The sequence below is a fragment of the Pseudomonas sp. HD6422 genome (genome assembly GCF_025377065.1).
GTDB lineage: Bacteria > Pseudomonadota > Gammaproteobacteria > Pseudomonadales > Pseudomonadaceae > Aquipseudomonas > Aquipseudomonas putida_U.
Map to the genome: position 1 here is coordinate 154,867 of NZ_JAHWIW010000003.1, position 14,588 is coordinate 169,454.

At 54.5% G+C, this 14,588-nt stretch carries 9 protein-coding genes; 5 read left to right on the forward strand and 4 right to left on the reverse strand.

The features are described 5' to 3' along the window. Nucleotides 1-3 precede the first annotated feature (3 nt). The 4 genes from KY379_RS03025 (at nucleotide 4) to KY379_RS03040 (ending at nucleotide 9,605) form a co-directional block, all read left to right on the forward strand. Nucleotides 4-1,998 carry a methyl-accepting chemotaxis protein gene (locus KY379_RS03025; RefSeq protein ID WP_139813936.1) on the forward strand — a complete coding sequence of 665 codons (1,995 nt, stop codon included), beginning with the start codon at nucleotides 4-6 and terminating at the stop codon, nucleotides 1,996-1,998. 209 nt (nucleotides 1,999-2,207) lie between these two features. Then, nucleotides 2,208-2,792 carry a CheR family methyltransferase gene (locus tag KY379_RS03030; RefSeq protein WP_409977260.1) on the forward strand — a complete coding sequence of 195 codons (585 nt, stop codon included), beginning with the start codon at nucleotides 2,208-2,210 and terminating at the stop codon, nucleotides 2,790-2,792. Further along, the gene (locus KY379_RS03035) at nucleotides 2,785-8,673 is read left to right on the forward strand and encodes a response regulator (RefSeq protein WP_084851260.1); all 5,889 of its coding nucleotides are present in this window, start codon (nucleotides 2,785-2,787) and stop codon (nucleotides 8,671-8,673) included. Before KY379_RS03030 ends, KY379_RS03035 begins: the two co-directional genes overlap by 8 nt. An 80-nt stretch (nucleotides 8,674-8,753) precedes the next feature. After that, the gene (locus KY379_RS03040; protein WP_253250477.1) at nucleotides 8,754-9,605 is read left to right on the forward strand and encodes a chemotaxis protein CheB; all 852 of its coding nucleotides are present in this window, start codon (nucleotides 8,754-8,756) and stop codon (nucleotides 9,603-9,605) included. Nucleotides 9,606-10,058: 453 nt separating this feature from the next. Here the strand turns inward: KY379_RS03040 and KY379_RS03045 are convergent, their stop codons facing one another. Then, the gene (locus tag KY379_RS03045; RefSeq protein ID WP_224372684.1) at nucleotides 10,059-11,060 is read right to left on the reverse strand and encodes a hypothetical protein; all 1,002 of its coding nucleotides are present in this window, start codon (nucleotides 11,058-11,060) and stop codon (nucleotides 10,059-10,061) included. Nucleotides 11,061-11,533: 473 nt separating this feature from the next. Next, a complete protein-coding gene (locus tag KY379_RS03050) occupies nucleotides 11,534-12,082 on the reverse strand; it encodes a hypothetical protein (RefSeq protein WP_084851266.1) in 549 nt (182 codons plus the stop codon). Nucleotides 12,083-12,202: 120 nt separating this feature from the next. Here KY379_RS03050 and KY379_RS03055 point away from each other — a divergent pair, with 120 nt between their 5' ends. Then, complete coding sequence (locus KY379_RS03055) at nucleotides 12,203-12,664, forward strand: hypothetical protein (RefSeq protein ID WP_139813937.1); 462 nt, start codon at nucleotides 12,203-12,205, stop codon at nucleotides 12,662-12,664. Here KY379_RS03055 and KY379_RS03060 read toward each other — a convergent pair. Continuing rightward, nucleotides 12,616-12,966 (reverse strand): hypothetical protein, encoded by a 351-nt coding sequence (locus tag KY379_RS03060; protein ID WP_139813938.1) that lies wholly within the window; start codon nucleotides 12,964-12,966, stop codon nucleotides 12,616-12,618. The two genes, KY379_RS03055 and KY379_RS03060, sit on opposite strands and share 49 nt — an antisense overlap. A 14-nt stretch (nucleotides 12,967-12,980) precedes the next feature. Beyond that, a complete protein-coding gene (locus KY379_RS03065) occupies nucleotides 12,981-14,588 on the reverse strand; it encodes a sigma-70 family RNA polymerase sigma factor (RefSeq protein WP_084851269.1) in 1,608 nt (535 codons plus the stop codon).

Sequence of the window (14,588 nt, forward strand, 5' to 3'; positions counted from 1 at the left end):
TGAATGAGCAACAACTCTTCCCTAGTTTCAATTGCAACCGTTTTGGTACTCCTCACGGGTAGTGCGGCTGCTTATACCGGCTATCAGCACCTGAGAGACAATGCTCAGCAGGGCTTCCTGCTGAAAGCGAGCTACCAGGCACACACAAATGCCATGCAGGCCATCTACCTGGCCGAGCGCGCTGCGACGGACAGTAGCTACACAACCGATATGGATAATCTCGAAAGCGCTGTTGAAAGGGCGTTGGCAGCACTGAGAAACGGTGATCCGGTACGAGGAATTGATCCAGCTCCTGCTGTAGTTCTAGCCAACCTCAAAAACTTCGATCGTGTCTGGGAAGAGATCGGACCTTCGATCTCCAAGCTTATCAGCCAACGAAGTGTGACGGACCAGTACAGCAGAAACCTGACTGAAACACAGCGGGTGGCACAGGAGGCCTTGAAAGCAGCCACTGAGGCACGATCTCAGCTCGACTCCACAGCCACCCCAGCCCCCGTCAAACACCAACTCAAAGCTGCTGTAGCCGCTTTAGAAGAGGGTCAGCAAGCGCTTGCCTCAGACAACTCAATAACCAGCGACACCCTGCGCGCTGCGTCCAGTGCTTTCTCCCAGTACGTGTCCACATTGGGGCGCCTAGGCCAAGCACTACCAAAGGACCAGCAGGAGTTCATGGTGCCCTTGGTGAAGAGCTATCGCGACTCTGAGTCGGTTGTCCGGCTTGTACAAAAAACGATCGACAGCTCCGCCGGCGTGAGTGAAAACATTCCGCATGCGAAAACTATTTGGGCTGCGCGTGACCGCGTTGCATCGTCTGCGAACAGCCTGATCAGCTCAGTAGAAGCCCTGCCAGACAGCCGTCCAATCAGTATCACAATCGTCGCAGGGCTTGGCGGGCTGACCCTTCTGCTGTCCTTGATCTCGATGTTGATGATGCGCTCCATCACGAGCAGCCGAACTGAGTCGATCGAGAGCCAGGGTCGAAATCAGGAGGTGTCAATCAGTACCCGCTCTAAACACCTCAAGCTCCTGTTGGATGAGATCGAGCTAGTAGGGCAAGGCAGGCTGAACACACGTCTCACGGAAGACAATGAGTCGACACGGGACATCGCTACTGCGCTTAACAAGACTTTCGGCAAGTTCGCCACCATCCTCGACGAAGCCAAAGAAACCATTATCGGGCTTTCTGCTGCGACTGAGCAGACTCTCATCACGGAGCAGAACGTCGCGCAAAACCGTGCTGAGCAAGACAAGGCCATTGAGCACATTAGCCGTCTGTTTGGTGACCTGTATCAGTTCATCATTCAGATCGAAAACATGACTCTGGGGACTCAACAGATCTCGGATGACATGAGCGGAAAAGTGGGCTTGGGTGAGGTGGCCGTATCCCAGGTTCACGACAATATCCTGGAGCTCCAGCAGCAAACACTGCTTATCCAAAACCGATCCAAGCACATGATCGAGAGCTTCCAGGTCCTCGAAAATATCGCGAATGTGGTAGCTGAGGTTGCTGCACGCTCAGCTCTGCTTTCTTACAACGCCAATCTCCTCGCTGATGAAATGCAGGACAAGGGACAATCGAGCCGAATTGCGAGCGCAGCAAAAGCAATGTCCCGGCTCAGTGAGGAGACCAAGGACGCTGTCGTTCAGATCAATGTCCAACTCAAGACCATGAACGATGCGGCCCGGGAAAACCAGTCCGCGGTAGACCGTGCTCAGCGGGAAACTGACAAGCTACGGGATCGCTCAAACGTCGCACAGGATGCTCTGAAAGCGATCAACGAACTAGCGAGCGACCTTACACAAGGTGCTCAGCAGGCGATCGAAGAAACCAACAAGTTGAAAGCAAAATCCAGTGACGTCAGCGATCTGGTCGACATGGTCAATCAGTACAGCGCTGACAATAGCGCTGCGAGTGAGCAAACAGCTGTTGCGATCAAAGGCGTCAACCGCCAGGCCCAGGACCTGCAGGCAACAATCTCAACGTTCATCAAGGAGTGAAGATGGAAAGCCTCGATGACCCTGAAGACCTGGACATATTCGCAAGATGGCTGGAAATCATCGAGGCTAGGTTTTCGATCCAGATAGACGAAAGCCGGCAAGAGGCATTCCGTCACGCACTTCTGAGACATGTCGAATCTCTGGGAATGAATCTCTGGACCCTCAATGACAGGCGTAAGAGCGGTCAAGTGGGGGAGGATACATGGGCCATGATCCTACACCTTGCAACCAACCATGAGACCAGGTTCTTCCGTTCATTGCCTGCCACTCAGCGCATCGTTGAGCTCTGCAAAGCTATCACCGCACCGAAGATCCTTTCGGTGGGATGCTCGACCGGGGAGGAGCCATACAGTATTGCTTCTGCCCTACTGGATGCTGGCCACCCGACGTTTCGAATTCACGGTACGGATGTCTCATCGGTCTGCATTAGCACCGCGAGGGCAGGCCTATATCCGCGCCATCCTGACGTGGGAACGCGTGCTGCGGCTCCCACACGCGGTGACAAGATGCGGTTTCATGGATATGTCCGCGAGATGGTGACATTCGAGGAACACAACATCCTGCAGGACAGGCCTGTACAGCTTTCTATGCCGCACATTGTCATCACGCAGAACATGCTCATCTATTACCGACCGGAAACTCGCTACGAGATTCTGGATCGCCTTGCTTCAATGCTGGCACCAGCCGGCCACTTGATCACTGGGCCAGGGGAGACCCTCAATTGGTCGAACCAGAGCATGAAGCGAATCCCTAACAGCAACCCGAACGTATTCCAAAGGTCTGTCGATGTCTAACAAACTGCGTATCGCCCAACTGACTTGGCTGAGGGCTCCTATACAGAAGAGCGTCGACACGACCAAGCTGCAACTCGATGTCTTCCACAAAAAAACCATGGCCTTGATGCAGCCGCCGGCGGATGCAGAACCCATCTGGTTTGAGAATCAGAAGAAGCACCGTGACGATGCATTCCTGTGCGTTGCGTCGGAGGTGAAGCACATCCATGCCGCACTAGTTGTTGCTGAGTGTGTGGGCGGGACCTCGCTAGCTTCCGAAGTAAAGATTATCGTCAACAACATCTCTGACGATCGACTACCTTCTGAAAAAATCGAGCAAGCACTGATCTCGATCCTCAACGGATTGCTGACCATCCCCAAATACCTCGGGATGGTGATTGAGGGCGCGCCGGATAGCGCAGGAATTCTGGCCAAACAGATCAACGAGCTCCGTGAGCTCCGTGGGGTGCCACTGCTTGAGGAGGACAACCTCCTTCCCCCGGAAGTTGAATTCGTTTTTGTCGAACCGCCGCTTCGAAAACGAGACGTCGGCGATGAGGTGCGGCAAGAAGTCTTCGGACGCTCTCCTAAACGCTTTCAGACTGCGTTCAGCACCTACATGACGAACCAGAGCAAAGCGGCAGTGCTTGAGTTGGGGGTGATACTCCGCGAGCTTCAATCTGTGACATACGATCTTGAGGTCGGCTGTTTTTGGTGGCTTGGAGAGTGTCTGACTGAAGCGCTGGCGTGCGGTGCAATTCGCTCCGCAGGGGACACCCTCTCCAAGATCCGCATGTTGTCGGTAGCAATTCAGAAAGCTGAGACTGATGGTGAAGAAGGCGCCAAGGCGACCTTGGGCGTAGCGCGCTTCAAATCTCTCCTATCAGTGCTGAGCATGTCTTCGAAGTTGCCGCCGAGCATTGAGGACGTACTTGCTGTATTCAACGTCCGCAAATCTGTTGACGCTACATCTTTGGGTGAGCTGCAAGCCCGAATTGAGACAGCCAGCGCTGCATCGATCAAAGACGTTGTTATGGAGCTCAAGCCCCTGTTGGATACGGCGATCGTCTCGCTTGGCCGTGCAATCACCAGCAAATCACCTCAGACCTTTGAAGCGCAGATCTCAACCTTCAGAACATCCATTCGCCAGGTGACCAGCGTCTTCTACATGGTCAACGAGAGTGAGATGGCTGCGGTAGCCGCTAATTCGTTGGCTCGCGTAGCAAAAATCGACGCGGTGAGTGGGTTCACGACGGAGTTGATAGAGAGCCTGAAGGGCGACTTCATGTTCCTGGACGAACACATCCGTCGGCTGGATTCGAACGAGACAATTCAGTCCCTTCGTATTCCGGGAGTTCAGCCAGACATAATTGCCAACGTTGTTGAGCAAGCGATCATTGAGCTCGCGAAAACCAGGCGATCTATCACCGACCACCTGGACAGCGGTACCGGCACAGATGACCTCAAGATTGGCCTTCAACGACTGGTAGGTGCCGGGGCAGCACTCAGCTTCACCGGCTTGAAGCGAGCCGGTCTATTGCTGAATGGGTCGTGCCAAGGCTTTCTCAGCGAGATGACGGACCAGGGGATCAAGCAGTCACCAGCAATCGAAAAATCTGCCAGGGTGCTGGTAGCAGTTGAGGGATACCTTTCCGCAGTAGTGGCTGGGATCGAAGCGTCTCCGACCCTCCTCAATAGCGCTGAGGATGCGCTTGAAGAACTTGGCATCAAACTCAATCATGTTGATGTTGTGTCGTCGTCTGAGCTAATGAAGAAATTCGAGGCTGCGATTGCTTCGGACGATCAGCAGGTAGGTGAGGAGAATCACTTCCTGTCTGAAATCTTCGAGTTGCGGAAAGTATTCGAACAGGCCCTTCAAAAACCAGACGTTACCGACCGGGCGTCAATGGAGCACCTCTACAAAGCAGCAGAGCGCCTTGCCATGGCAGCTAAGCTGAATGGCTTTGACTCGTTCCACCGCCTTTCGAGGGCACTGGGTACGTACAGTCAGACTGTCCATAACCAGTCCCGTGATGAGGATTTCGACCGACCTGGAGCTGAGGCTCTTCTCGTAAGCGCACTAGAGATGACGTTCCGTTGTATGGACGAATATTCGGCGCGCGGTAAGGTTTCCATTTTCACTCGGGATGTGGAGCAGGCGCTGATAGCGAAGTCGGACCCGGGTATCGTCCAAGCGCTCTCCGCAGTTGCGGCTGAGGCCGTACCACAAGACCTGGCGGTAGACCCGGTGCCGCAGATCGTCCTGGAAGGCGAACTTGTCGAAACCGAGCGAGCTTCGAGCCGGGAATATCCAGATGATGTCGATGGCGGCCACATCGACATGTACCGTGAGGAATACGCCATTTATCACAAGATTCTGCTCGCATTCTGCGATACAGAATCTCCCTCTCTCACACGTGACATGTGCAGGGCCGCCCACACCTTGCACGGCATCTGCGGGTCTGTAAGCTGCGACGTCCTCCACGAAGTCTTTGGTGTATTGGAGTCGCGCTTTGAGGTACTTCTTGCAGCCGGCCAGCCGTTGACCAGTGACGACACAGACCGATTACGCCAACTCCTGGATGATGCGCATGAATTCATGCTTGAGTTTCCCTGGACCACTTCTACCACCCGGCTCGATCTCTGGGTTTCAGCAGCAAACAGCATTGGCGATGCGATAGAAGAGGCTGAATTCACAGAAATCACTCCAACCGCGGAGCATGTGCTTTCGTCTATCGATCCTACAAGTCATGACGTTCATGCATCCCAAGGCGCTGATGCTGAAGCAGAAAAGTTTTCGCATGCAGAATCTTTTGTCGATCCTAGTTTGGAGCAAACCTCCGCACACGACACAGCTAGTGCGTCGATCGACGCTTCAAATCCCGAGGTCGATCCGGAATACAACGAGGACTATCGGTTCTACCTTGATGAGTGTGAGGATGTCTTCCCATCCCTCCTGACCAACGTCGACGCCTGGCTCGACAGCATGGCTGACAAGGATTTGGTCCTTACCATCAAGCGCAATATGCATACCCTCAAGGGGGCAGCAATGATGGCTGAGGCAAACTCTATCGCCTCGATCACTCACTCCATGGAGAGCCTGTTTGAAAGCTTGTCGATCAAGCTGATTAGCCCAGGTCCAGAGTGTGCGCAACTGGTGACGCATGTGATGGATGCCATCACCTCTATGACCGAACAAATGAAATTAGGGCGCGCCTACCAGATTCCTTCTGCGCTGATCCAATGCCTTGAGTATTGCGTCAGCACGAACAAGATCGATCTGACGCTCTTGAATTCTGAGCCGATGGCAGAACAGCTAGTAGAACTCCCCTTGAGTAACCAAGGTGAAAGCGGGCCGAGCGTCCTGGATGGGGATGAGAGCAGGACACCTACTGATGAGGTAGCTTCTGCTGTACCTACACCTGACAGTGCCGAACCAATGCAGAGCATTGGGACCGGCGAGCCCATTGATGATGCTCCCAGACCTCGACGGAAACGAGGAGGTCGAGGAAAAGGGGGGCGGAGCCAAACGGCTGCTGTCGAGACGATGGCTGTTGGTCAGGAAGCGCTCCCAGCTGAGCCAGATAGCCTGGAAGCAAATGAACCCCAAGCAGTCGTTGCAACGGACCACGGGGATGAAAGCGTCATCCTCGAAGTTGAGGCCCCGCGTGAGGTCAATCAAGAACCTGAGCAAAGGGAAGAAACCGAACCAAGTCCAGCAATCGTTTCTTATGAAGAGCCTTCTGTGGATACGCAGGCGGCGATTGCTGAGCCCACAGAAGCTTTCCATCAGGTTATCAATGAGTCATTGCCCCCAGTCCTAGCCGAAGAATCAATCGCTCTGGATGCCGAAAAGTTTCCGCATGCAGAATCTTTCGACAAAGATCATTCGCGTGCTGCTTACGCGAAACAAGCCGCTGAAGATTTTGACAAGCGGCACTCAATACCGATGAACGATCATCAGCCGAGCGATCAACCAATCGTGAGCAACGCAGTGCTTGAGATGCTTGCCCGGGAGCAAGCGGCTCTAGCTGAGCAGAGCAAGAAATCTTCCGGGGGGCCTGCGGAGAAGATCCGGGTGGAACTCCACCATTTAGAAGCAGCTGCAGAAAAGGCTTCTGAGCTGATTGCTGTCCGGTACCGGCTGAACTCCTTGAACGAGGAAGCACATCTACGCCTGACGGGAGCTCGCGAGTTGCTGGATGCGAACATCCTTCAGCACGGCCAGCTGACAACAGCTCTGCGCAGCTATTCGAACAATCAGCCCCACACCCGAAAAGTTGAGGATGCCAACGAAGCAGATCTCGAACGGTTCAACGATCTGTCTGCGATCCATGTCGCGATGGGGGCTCAGATTGACGAGGTCCGCGAGCAGATCAATGAAATCTTCTCCTACATCCGTCAGATGCGTACCACTCTGTATGAGTTAGATCCGGCACTCACTGGGCTGCAGCGTGACCTTCTTCACTCCCGGTTGGTACCGTTCCTGAACGCCCGCCAGAAGCTGTTCGGGGCTGTAACAACGGCATGCAAGGTTACGAATAAAGATGTGAAGCCAAGTCTTGTTGGAGAGGATGTCATCATGGACAAGATGATGCTTGACGCCATCTCAGACCCCCTTACGCACATCCTGCGAAATGCCATTGACCACGGTATCGAAAGCCCTAGCGAAAGGGCAAAGCTCGGTAAACCTGCTGACGGGTCATTGAAGATCAAAGCTTCTCGTCGAGCCAAACACATCATCATCGAGATCAGTGATGACGGACGCGGCATTGATATTGAGGCCGTGCGCCGTAAAGCAATACAGATGAACATCATCTCTGAGACCGATCGACTCTCGCCCCAGGAAACCATGAAGCTGATCACCCGCAGCGGATTCTCAACCGCGGCGAAGGTAACGCAGGTATCCGGCAGGGGGGTAGGGATGGATATCGTTGCGACGACCGTAGAAAGCCTCGGCGGGAGACTGAACATAACGAGTGAGAAAGGTAAGGGCACTCAGTTCATCATCGAACTGCCATTCACGATTGGCTCGAACAAAGCAATGATGGTGAGCTCTGGAAGTCAGTGGTTTGCAATCCAGAGTTACTCCATGTGCCAAGTACTCCTGGTAGACCGCAAATCCCTGGATGAGCAACGAGCGTCGATGGGACATGCCACTGTTAGCTACGAGAATCGGTCATTCAACGTGGTGCACCTGGCCGACCTGGTTGCAATGCCAGACTCTCGCGGCCCGCAGGTAAAAGGGGGGGAGGTCACACTCATTCTCTGTGAGCAAGGCGAGGACCGAATCGCCATTGAGGTGGCCAAGGTAGATTCGATGCCAGAGATCCACATCCGAAAGCTTGAAGGCATGTTGGCGAACGTCCGCGGCATCGTCGGCGAGACTGAAATGCAAGATGGCAGCCCAATCTTCGTTTTGGATGTGATGGAGATGGCGCGGTTGAATCTGAAGCAAGGGGCAAAAGGGTATCAGGTACGCCAGAACCGGGTTCGATCGATGAAGGTAGAAACGAAGCCTACCGTTTTGGTGGTCGACGACTCCCGACCGTACCGGGCACAACTAGAGCGAATTTTCACTGGCTTCGGTTATACCGTTACCACGGCCGTAGATGGCCAAGACGCACTGCACAAACTTTCCCAGATGGATAAACCTGATCTGATGTTGGTCGATGTTGAAATGCCTAACATGAACGGCTTCGAATTCACCGAAGCGGTTCGAAAAATATCGGAGTACGACGACACCCCAATCATCATGATCACCACCCGTACGGGCCTGGAAGAGAAGGCCATTCGGGCAGGCGTGACTAGGTATCTGCTTAAACCTTGTGATGCAGAGTCTCTGCAACAGGCGGTCAATCAGATCAATGCCCAGAAAAACGCGCAGGGGGCTGCAGCATGAGGATCGGGATCGTAAGCACCAACGAAGTCCAAAAGGCTTTGTTCACTGAATTGCTCTCCCCATTGGTTGGGGACCTCATCATGTACGACGTTTCGCATGCGAAAGCCGGCGACCTTGAGATTAGCAACGCACACATTCTGTTGGTCGATATGAATGACCAACATGTGGTCGATTGCGATGAAGTCCTGGAGGCCCTGGGCAGAGAGGAGCCAATCTGCTTGGTGCATGATAAGGACCTGTACTCCATGCAGCCTCGCGAACGTATCTCATGGCGCAACCGCACGATCGACGAAATCAAGAAGGCCCTGCCCGACCTTGCTGCTGAGCTCGACGAGAAGAAAGAGGAGGCCGACAACAAGAACGCGCCTGACGTATGGATCATCGGCGCAAGCTCGGGTGGCCCTCAAGCATTAAAACATTTCTTCGCAGACTTACCGCGCATGCCGATCTCGATTTTTGTCGCTCAACACATCTCAGAGCCTGGATACGTCCAGATGCTTGCACGCTTGAAAGACGTGGCGTCCATGTGGAGTGTCCACTCCGCTGAGACGGGGATGAAGGTCAAGCCGAACTCTGTCTACTTGGTGCCCAGGGATCACACGATTCACATTGCGGCTGGTGTGATCAGCCTACAGCCGTACAGCGCACAATCAGTCTCGTTCAACCCCTGCATTGACGCGGTGATCCGCTCAGTGCATGAATGCCACCCTCAAGTGGGGGTCATCATCATGTCGGGCATGGGGATGGATGGCTCTGGTGGTGTGCGGACCATGAAAGGTAAGGCCAAACTAATCATGGCCCAGGACAGTGAATCTTCGGGGGCCAAGAGCATGCCCGACTCAGCGCGTAATACAGGGGCCGTGCAGTTTTCCGCGCCACCTGAAGGGCTCGCCAGGAAGCTAGCTCAACTCTATGGGCAGAGAACGTACTGAAGAAGAAGGCCACCTACGGGTGGCCTTTTATTTGGGGTAGCTTTCGAGTTAGGGCTTAGCAACTGAACAGGCTGGCCATCTTGGGTGGACAGCCTCAGTTGCGTGATGAAGGTCCTGGACCATCAATCATCAGATTCGCGATCGCCCTTCGCTGATCATCAATGCACCGTTGTGCTACATCCTTGAGCAGAGCCAGGGCCCCGGGATTCGTCCTGTCTATGAGGTCGTTGAGAAACTGGAGCTGGAGATCAGAAGTTGCAGGATAGGTAGCAGGTGGGAATTCCGCTCTGAGCACCGTCTGGGTACCGAGCTTAGTACTGACTTGAATGCTCGTATCGGAGATCAAGGTAGCGAAGTTGCGAAGAAGAGGGGAGGTGTTGACTTGGATGCTTGGCATAGAGAGGTCCTCAAGGTTAGGACCACTCTATGCAGTTACCCCTGTGCCAGAAGCCCCTACGCGCCGCACATTTGAGGCGTACAGAAGCCCATGATCTCGTCATAGGACTTACAGCAGACCACCGGTACCCACCACACGAAGGTGTAAATCTCCTCGAGCGAGACCGGGTAGAGACGCATCTGAGTGTCAAGCAAGAGGCTTCCAGCGCTAAAGCCCACGGTCACTCCTGGGGAGGTTTGCTGCAGCTTACCGACAGAGATCGCAGCATTGAATGGGAAGGAACCCACTGCGAATCCGCTTACGTGAATGGCTCGATAAGCAGCAATGCCGGCTGCGATCGCTGCATTGTCGTTATGGCTCGCCATCTGGCGGGGGTAGAGAGGCCCCCAGTTCGTGCCGATGCACAGTTCGGTACCCCAAACCGAAACACTAGAGGTCAGGGGGTTGCTACACGCAACAGCACCGAGCGCTCCAGCAACGCTGAGATCTCGGCACCCCGTGTTCCAGCTCGGGTCGAGTTCGGTGTCATAAATCAGTTTGGGGAAGCAAGATGGAAGCGCACTATTGAGAGCTTTGAGGGCTGTCGACTGGACGGCATTTGAAGCAGCTCCGCACATATCCAATGGGTTTGAGGTGGGAATGTTCACTGACCTTCCTGCATCAACACCACAAAGCTTGCAGCTCTGATATGCCATTGCAATATCGATAGCCCAGTCAGGCAGCTCCCATAAGCGCACGTGCATCGATGTGTAGTCGTTATTGTCGGTACCGGCACTCAGTGGACCGCCAATGGGTTGGCCCATTGCGGAGTCACCACCACCCTTGATCACTTCGCACAGCGCGACAGGCTGGTAGTGCGAAACAATCAGATCATTAGGGCAAAACCAGCAACAAGGCCCATACACCATGTAGCTCAAGGTCAATGGGTCAACGACCAATAGTGTGGCCAGGGAGGCGTTGAGGGCCTTGGCATCTTCAGGAGCGAGGCTGAGCCCTGTGGCGGCCGCCAGGCTGGTTACAACAGATAGCTTGCTGAACTCGCGTCGGGTAAGGGACATGCCCATCTCCAAATTAGGATCCTTGCCTTAATAGTGGCAAGCGGGTGCCCCAATTTGGATTATTGGAAATTACGGGTGGGAATGCGCGCGGGCGAAGGCCAGCAGGCAGATTCAGCTGTGTCTTCTGCATCACAGCCTTGACCAACACCCAGGGCAGCTGCGAACGCCACAGACAATCGATACCCTTCCTCAAGCGCTGCCGGCGCAGCTAGGAGATCAACGTCAGCAGTTGGATTCGCAGCTTTGAACAAGTACCCCAAAGGATTACGCACGAGCCCACAACCGCTTTTGCCGGCGGTTGACTCAAGGGCGTAGCAGGGACCCGTAGTGCACTGCAGAAACTCTTTGGCGAGCATGCAGGGCTCCACGGTGCAGCAGTAGCCGCACCCGTTGCAGGCTTCTCCTAGCCTCGGCTTTGGATTGATGAGGAAACTCTTCATGTGAGTATATTATCCAGCTTGCTGCCTAGTGGTTCAGTTCAAGGCGATCGCTAGCCCGCTGAACGGGATGCTCACCAGCGGTACCTGACCTTCAACATCCATGTCTTCAGCGAAGGAAGGGTTCATCACGTGAACCGTAGGATTAGAGCCATCCATGCGTACGCTGACGAGTACTCTCTCAGCGTCAGTTTGCGTGCAGCGACCAGTGACGTATACATCATGCTCGGATACATAAGCGCAGATTCGACTACGGTAGCGGTTCGCCCCGAACTCCCCCTTGCGAGGCTTGAGGGCCACGAGTGCGCCGGAGACATTCATTGCCAGGTCATGTTGGACCTCAAACATTAGGTCTCCTACCTGTGCCTGGCCTTCAGTACTCCACACATCGCCGTCGAATGAGTAGGTAGCTTCCCCCGATTCACCCATGGGAGTTTCGACCTCGAGCATGCGCTTGAACTGTTCGAGCGCTCGGGCACAGAACTCTTGGGCATCGACATGAGAGGGTAGGGTCACATTCAGCATCCCGTTGAGGTTGACTGGGATCGAGATGCTCTGGGCTTGATTGGCTGCTGGATTGTCCATGCTGATACTCCTGAAAGAATGCGGTGAGTATCCTGGTAATCCAGTGTGCCACCAGCAGGAATCATCACAAATGGGGCAGTGGCCGCCCACTATTACAGCATTAGCCCCGGGAGATTTGTCGTGATTGACGTGCCATCGAACTTGATCTGGATCATCGGCTTGGTGCTGCTGGTAATGGCATTGGCGTTTCTTTGGAACATGAAATTAAGCACCCACGCTGCACAGTCCCTGAGCTTGGACAAGCAGCCTGAGTCGGCTGAACCGGAGACTGAGATTCCAAAGTACAAAAGCATGCCGGTGCTTGCGCCAGCACCGCCTCCTGTTGTCCTCGAGATAGAACACGTCGCTCCCGAGATCGAGGTGGTGGAAGACGCTACCGATGAGAGTACTGCGTCAGTTTACGAACCGATCCCAGACAGTGATGACGCCGAGCGGATGCTTGACTTGGCCTGGAAGCTCGAGGTCCACGGTGACTTTGAAGGTCGGGATGAATACGCAAAACTGGTACTCGAAAACGTAGAAGCATCAGCGCGTCAGCGCGACCGCGCCCAAGCCATGTTGCGCAATGACAGCATCTCTTGAAAAGCCTGGGCGTCCTCTAAGGCTTTGAGGTCACCATCTGAGTAACCAAGCATGGTTTGGGCGTCCTGGTCATAAAAGCCCCCTGCAGGGCTGCTTTGCCACAGACATGCACTTGAGCGCACACAGCCCAGTTTTTCATTGATCCGCTGTAGTACATGCCCATGCGATTGGCATTGCACTTTCATCAAGTCAAGGTTGGTCGCCGAAGCACGAATCGTGAAGTGAACCTCACCGTTACTCATGATATCAGCACCGACAAAGACACCTAAAACACCGTGAACCTCCACGTCGGCGCCTGGCATTGGTAGTCGAATCGTCACATGTCACCCCACAGAGCAAAAAGGCTCTCAGAAAAATCGGACTCGCGAATTTTTGCGATTGCTTGCATCTCGATCTGACGCACGCGCTCTTTGGACAGAACCATGATTTCTGCAAGCTCCGCCAAGGTCATTTCCTTAGCCTCACCCAGCCCATAGCGGTTCACAATCACGAAGGTCTCACGCTCACTGAGAACCTGGCCCAGGGTTTCCTGCACGAAATTACGTGTGCTTGCCTCCTCAATTTCAGACATGAAATCGTTGTTGGGGTCAGGCAGCAGGTCATAAAGGCCGTGCTGGTTGTCAGAGTCAGACGAACCAATATCGGAGAAGGTGGCATCAATCGACAACTGGGAGCCGGCCAGGTGTACCAGGTCACGTACGAGATCCAAGTCGAGATCGGTAGCCTTGGCCAGGGCCTGAATCGACAATTGAGGGTTAGCCTGCAGCATGCTCTTGATCAGTCGGAGATGCTTATGCATCCCTTCTGGCAAGCGGATTGACTCCTGGTCGACAAGATCACGATTGATTGAGACTTTAATCCACTGGACCGCGATCGTGGTGAACCGGAATCCCATTTCTGGGGCGAAGCGGTATACGGCACGCGTCAGCCCCATGTTGGCAGCAGACCGGACAATTTCAGTGTCTGCATAGCGGAACCGACCAACCTGCTGTTCAACCAGCCTGAAATTGGCCTTGGTGAAGATGTCAGCGCATTTCTCGATGTCCCGGTCCACGCGCGCGAATACCGACCAGGCCGCCAAGATCTCTGCGGCCGGGGCTTCGCCCGTCGACGCGGCCGTAAGGATCGCTTTCTGACGCTGAGTGATGCCAAGGCGCAGATTTTTCATCGCTGCGGGCGGGAACAGCTGCAATTCATATCCGCCGGAGATCAGCAGGGCTGGGATGAGTTTGGGTGAGGTCCAATTCCCGGAAATGATCCCCTCAACCTTCACCTTCGGAATGCGAACCTCGTCGCAGATGAATTTGATCAGATCTCGAGTTCGGCTGGTCAGCTCTTTGCAGTTAACGCGGAAACGATCTGCTGCACGGTTCAGAATGAAATCGTAGGGCAGGATCTCAGACAGCTTCTGGCGCAGCTCATCGCGTACTGCGGCGCTGAACAGAGTTCCATCCATACCTTCAGCCGCGTAGCCGCGAAGCTCGCTAATCAAGGTCTGGATACCATTGAGCTTCCGCCGAAGCAACGCGGCAAACTCCTCGTCAGCGACCGCTTTGGCGGCTTTGCGGAGATTCTTGTTGGAGTAGTCACCCTCAGGGAGGGTGCCTACACGCAGCCAGGCGCCTTCATGGAAGATCAGGGCAACCGCCTTATCGACGTTGTCCTGCTCACCCATTGCATCCCAAATTTCCTGCACCATGGCAGAGACAATGCCAGTGTCAGCCGCCAGCGCCCGTACAAGCTCCAGCTGCCCCAACAGAATGCGATAGCCCAGGTCCTGTTCATCACTGGCTGTCAGGAGGCCCTTAGGGCCGTCCAGAAGAGGGAAGGGAGGGATCTCGGTTGGCAAGGTAAAGCCGAGGCCCAAACGCGCCGCAGGCGCGCTTGGGAGGTTGTTCAGGTGCTTGATCGCTAGGCTGCTCAT